Annotated in this window: 4 protein-coding genes; 1 reads left to right on the top strand and 3 read right to left on the bottom strand. The window is 73.1% G+C overall.

Features of this window, described 5'->3' with window-relative positions; genetic code table 11:
- Positions 1–297 precede the first annotated feature (297 nt).
- A complete protein-coding gene (locus KGA66_RS30640) occupies positions 298–1,470 on the top strand; it encodes a site-2 protease family protein (protein WP_211472472.1) in 1,173 nt (390 codons plus the stop codon).
- On the opposite strand, the gene pta is transcribed toward KGA66_RS30640, so the two are convergent.
- From pta to KGA66_RS28100, 3 genes are all read right to left on the bottom strand, one after another.
- Entirely contained in the window at positions 1,433–3,559 is a 2,127-nt protein-coding gene (pta, locus tag KGA66_RS28110) for a phosphate acetyltransferase (RefSeq protein ID WP_211472474.1), read from the bottom strand. The two genes, KGA66_RS30640 and pta, sit on opposite strands and share 38 nt — an antisense overlap.
- A 46-nt stretch (positions 3,560–3,605) precedes the next feature.
- On the bottom strand, positions 3,606–4,205 hold the full coding sequence (locus KGA66_RS28105) for a CBS domain-containing protein (RefSeq protein ID WP_211472470.1): 600 nt from the start codon (positions 4,203–4,205) through the stop codon (positions 3,606–3,608).
- A 135-nt stretch (positions 4,206–4,340) separates the two neighbouring features.
- On the bottom strand, positions 4,341–4,619 hold the full coding sequence (locus KGA66_RS28100; RefSeq protein ID WP_211472468.1) for an early set domain-containing protein: 279 nt from the start codon (positions 4,617–4,619) through the stop codon (positions 4,341–4,343).
- Positions 4,620–4,791 lie beyond the last annotated feature (172 nt).

Genomic DNA, 4,791 nt, shown 5'->3' with positions numbered 1-4,791 from the left:
TGCCTGGCCCGCTCGGCCAGCTGTGCGATGGCCCGCGCATCGAGCAGGTCCGTCAGGTCCGCTCCCGACATCCCGGCCTCCGCCTCGATGGTAGTGATCGCCTCGGCGCTCTCTACCACAACCGGACTTTCCACATCAACAACGTCGATAGTCATAGGAATCAGTCCTCTCCACTGGTCCCCACCTTTATCGACACAGTCCCGGCCGTCGGCCGCGGCCAAGCAGGTGGGACGAAATGCCCTGTTTCGCCGGGAAATTCGGCGGGAGTATGCGAGTGGAGGGATCGGAGGCGCGACGGTGAGCACAGAGCCGCGAGGCGTTCAGGTCCGCGGGATCCCGGTGCGGGCGCACTGGTCGGTCCTGGTCGTGCTGGGGTTGTTCACCTGGAGCCTGGCCGCGCAACTGCTGCCGGACGCCGCGAAGGGCTACCCCACCGCCGCCTACTGGGCCGCCGCGGTCGGCTGCGGCGTGCTGTTCATGCTCTGCCTCCTCGCGCACGAACTGGCGCACGCGCTGGTGGCCCGGCGCGTCGGCCTGCGGGTGCGGCGCATCACGCTCTGGTTGCTGGGCGGCATGGCGCAGGTGGAGGGCCGGGTCCGCTCGCCGCGGGCCGATCTGGCGGTGGCGGTCAGCGGCCCGGCGGTCAGCGCGGTGTGCTCCGGGGTGTTCCTGGGAGCCGGCGAACTGGCCCGGGCGCAGGGCGCCGGGCGGCTACCGGTCGAGGCCTTGTTCTGGCTGGCGTGGGCCAACGGGGCGGTCGCGGTGTTCAACATGCTTCCGGCCGCGCCGCTGGACGGAGGGCGCGTGCTGCGCGCCCTGCTGTGGTGGCGCGGCGCGAGCCGGGAACGCGCGTCCGCCGCGGCCGACCGGGTCGGCGAGGTGTTCGGCCTGGTGCTGGCCGTGTCCGGCGCGGTCATGGTGGTGTTCGGCGCGCTGGACGGGCTGTGGTTCGTCGTGCTGGGGCTGTTCCTGCGCACCGCCGCCCGGGCGGAGCGCGGGGCGGACCACACCGGAACCTCCGAGATCACGGCGGCCGAGGTGATGACGCCCGATCCGGTGTGCGCCCCCGGCTGGTACACCCTTGACGCGTTCCTCGACTGGACCGGCGAACACGGCGTGCGCGGCGCCTACCCGGTGACGGACTTCAGCGGCCGGCCCGCCGGGGTGATCGTGCTGGCCGATCTCGTGCGCGCCGTCGACGCCGGGACGGTGGGCCGGGTGCTCGACGTCACCCGGCCGCTGGGCCGCGTGGCGGTGCTCGCGCCCGATGACCCCGCGGTCAGGTTGCTGACGGAGCCCGGCGCGCGACGGCTGATGGCCGGTGGCGCGCCGGCGCTCGTGATCCGCGACGGCGCGCTGGTCGGCACCGTGGACCCCGCGGCGCTCGCGGCGGCGCTGCAACTGGCCGCGCTGCGCCGCCGCCTGACCGGCCTCAACGAGCGTCCGAAGGCTGCGCCTGGATCGCGGTGATCGCCACCGTGGTGACGATGTCCTCGATCAGCGCGCCGCGCGACAGGTCGTTGATCGGCCTGGCCAGGCCCTGCATGATCGGCCCGATCGCGACCGCCCCGGCGGAGCGCTGCACCGCCTTGTAGGTGTTGTTGCCGGTGTTCAGGTCCGGGAACACCAGCACCGTGGCGTGTCCCGCGACCGGCGAGCCGGGCGCCTTGGTCGCGGCGACCTCGGGCTCGACCGCCGCGTCGTACTGCACGGGTCCGTCCACCGGCAGATCCGGTCGCAGGGCCCGCACGATCTCGGTGGCTTTGCGCACCTTCTCCACGTCCGCCCCGCTGCCGGACGCACCGGTCGAGTAGGACAGCAGCGCGACCCGCGGCTCGATCCCGAACCGGGCGGCGGTCTGCGCGCTGCGCACGGCGATGTCCGCCAGCTGCCCGGCGTCCGGGTCCGGGTTGACCGCGCAGTCGCCGTACACGAGCACCCGGTCCGGCAGGCACATGAAGAACACTGAGGAGGCCAGGGACACACCGGGCGCGGTGCCGATGATCTCGAACGCGGGCCGCAGCGTGGCCGCGGTGGAGTGCGCGACGCCGCTGACCATCCCGTCCGCCAGGCCCTCGTGCACCAGCAGCGTGCCGAAATAGGAGGGCTCGTACACGATGTCCAGCGCCTGTGCCTCGGTGACGCCCTTGTGCGCGCGCAGCCGCGCGTACACCTTCGCGAAGCGTTCCCGCAGCGGTGACGTGGCCGGGTCGATGATCCGCACCCGCGCGGCGTGCTCGCCGTCGTGGTCCAGATCCAGGCCGAGGTCCAGGCCCAGCTCGGCCACCCGGCGGCGGATCAGCTCCTCGGGGCCCAGCAGCGTCAGGTTGCACACGGCGCGGCGGATCAGCACCTCGGCGGCGCGCAGGATCCGCTCCTGGTCGCCCTCGGGCAGCACGATGTCGCGCAGACGAGGCGTGCGGGCTCGTTCCAGCAGGGTGCGTTCGAACATCATCGGCGTGATGCGCTCGCGACCGCCGAGCGCGATCCGCTGCGCGAGCACGGCGGTGTCCACGTGCAGCTCGAACAGGCCGAGCGCGGCGTCGATCCGGCGCGGCCCGGCCGTGGTCAGGTCGCCCTTGAGCGCGGAGAGCGTGACGGCGGTGGAGAAGCTGTCGTCCTGAGTGACCGCGACCGGCAGGCCCGGGGCGATCCGGCCGGCCAGGCGCAGGATCGGCTCCTCCGGCGCCTGGCCGAGCGTCAGCAGCACGCCCGCGATCGCCGGTGACCCGGCCGAGTGCGCCGCGAGCGCGCCGATCAGCAGGTCCGTGCGGTCGCCGGGAGAGATCACCAGGGTGCCGTCGCCGAGCGCGGTCAGGAACCGGGGCAGCAGCGCCCCGCCGAAGACGAATCCGCGCACCTGCCGGGCCAGCCCGCGCTCGTCGCCGAGCAGCACGCTGCCGCCGGCGGCGTGAACGGCCTCGGCGACCGTCGGGGCGTGCAGCGCGGGCTCCTCGGGGATCACGAACGCGGGCGCCGGGCAGCCGTCGGCCAGGGAGCGGGCCAGCGCGGCCTGGTCCTCGGGCGGCACCCGGTTCGCGATCACCGCGACGACGGCGCAGCCCTGGTCCGCGTAGGCGCGGTAGGCGTTCCAGACGTCGGCGCTCAGCGTGTCCGGCTGCTGGCCGCGCCCGCCGACGACGGCGAGCAGTTGCGCGCCGAACTCGTTGGCCAGGCGCGCGTTGAAGGCCGGCTCGTCCGGGATGGTGCCGCTGGAGAAGTCGGTGCCGAGCACGAGCACCGCCTCGCACTGGTCGCACAGCGCGTGCAGCCGGTCCACAAGTAGCCGCACCAGCTCGTCCGTACCGTGCTTGGCGCGGATCACCGCGGCCTGCTCGTAGCTGAACCCGTAGCTCAGTTCGCGCGGCGTGGCGACGTTGTGTCGGGCGCGCAGCAGTTCGACGACCGGATCGGCGCCCGCGCGGCCCAGCGGCCGGAAGATCGCCACGCGCGCCGCGCGGTGCGCGAGCAGCTCCATGACGCCGAGTTCGACGAGCCGACGTCCGTCATCGGGGCCGACCCCGGAGACGTAGACGACCTTGCACGGCGGCGCCTGCACGGTCGCCGCCGAGGTCCCCGCCTCCTCGTCGCGGCCCTGCGCCGGGCTAGCCACGGACCAGCTCGCGGTGCTCGCCGGTGTGCACGGTGAACGTGGCGTCAACGCTCACGACGCCGTCGATCAGGCGCAACGCCCTCTCGATCAGTGCGATCTCGCCGACGTCGCCGACCCGCCCGCACAGCGAAACCGCGCCGTCGTCGACGCGGACGGAGAAGACCTCGCCGCCGAGGTCGATGACACGGTCGATGATCTTACGCCGCAGCTCGCCGTCACCGGGCAGCAGCTCGGACAGCAGGTCCCGGCGGCTGACGATTCCCACCACCCGGCCGCGCCCGTCCACGACCGGCAGGCGGCCGACGCCGTGCTCGGCGATGAGCCGCAGCGCCTCGTGCACGGGGGCGCCCTCGCCGACGCAGATCGCGGGCGCGGTCATGACCTGCGCGGCCGTTTTGCCGGCGAGCTGCGGAAGGTCGATGAGGTCGCCTTCGGTGATGACGCCGAGCACGCGCGCGCCCGCCGCGACGACCGGCACGGCGCCGATCTGATAGTTCTTCAGCAACTGGACCACGCGCGCCGCCGAAGCGTCCGGCGCCACCGTGATCAGCGAGCAACTCATGACGTCGCGGACATCCCGCTGCATCTCCATGCAGCCAGCACACACCACGCGAAGATCTCCGAACAGAGCCGATGGTCCCACGCGGGACGGGGCTCGCGGCAGGCGCGCCGCGCGCTTCGGCCGCGCGCCCGCCCAGAGCCCGCTCAGAGCCCGCTCAGAGCCCGCTCAGGTCGACACGATTCCGCCGCTGCCGCAGGGCTGCTGCTCCAGGTCGGTCTCGTCGAACAGCAGTCCCTCGTGCGTCACGTAGCGGAACGCGTACTTCTGGTCGCGCGGCAAGGTCAGGGTGACCGCGCGCGTGCCGTAGGTGCTGCGAGTGAGCACGTGAGTGCCCGGCTGCCAGGCGTTGAAGTCGCCGACGACGCTGACCTCGGCATTCGGCTCGTCGAAGGGGAGAACGAAGGTGATTCTGGTGGCCGAGCGGGTACGTTTGCAGACGATCATGATGTGACCTCCGGGATGTTCTCCCACCCCGCTGCCGGCCGCACCGCGGCAGAGTGGCTGACCGTGTGTCCGTGTGGCGACCCACGCTCGGCCACCGGATCGCAGTGTCTGCCGTTCGCGCGCCGAGCGAAAGGGGCGAAGGTCCCGCGACCGCACCGGGGCGGAGCGGAGG

The sequence above is a fragment of the Actinocrinis puniceicyclus genome (genome assembly GCF_018283645.1).
In the GTDB taxonomy this organism is placed as follows: Bacteria; Actinomycetota; Actinomycetes; order Streptomycetales; family Catenulisporaceae; genus Actinocrinis; species Actinocrinis puniceicyclus.
This window is presented reverse-complemented; position numbering and strand designations above follow the sequence as displayed.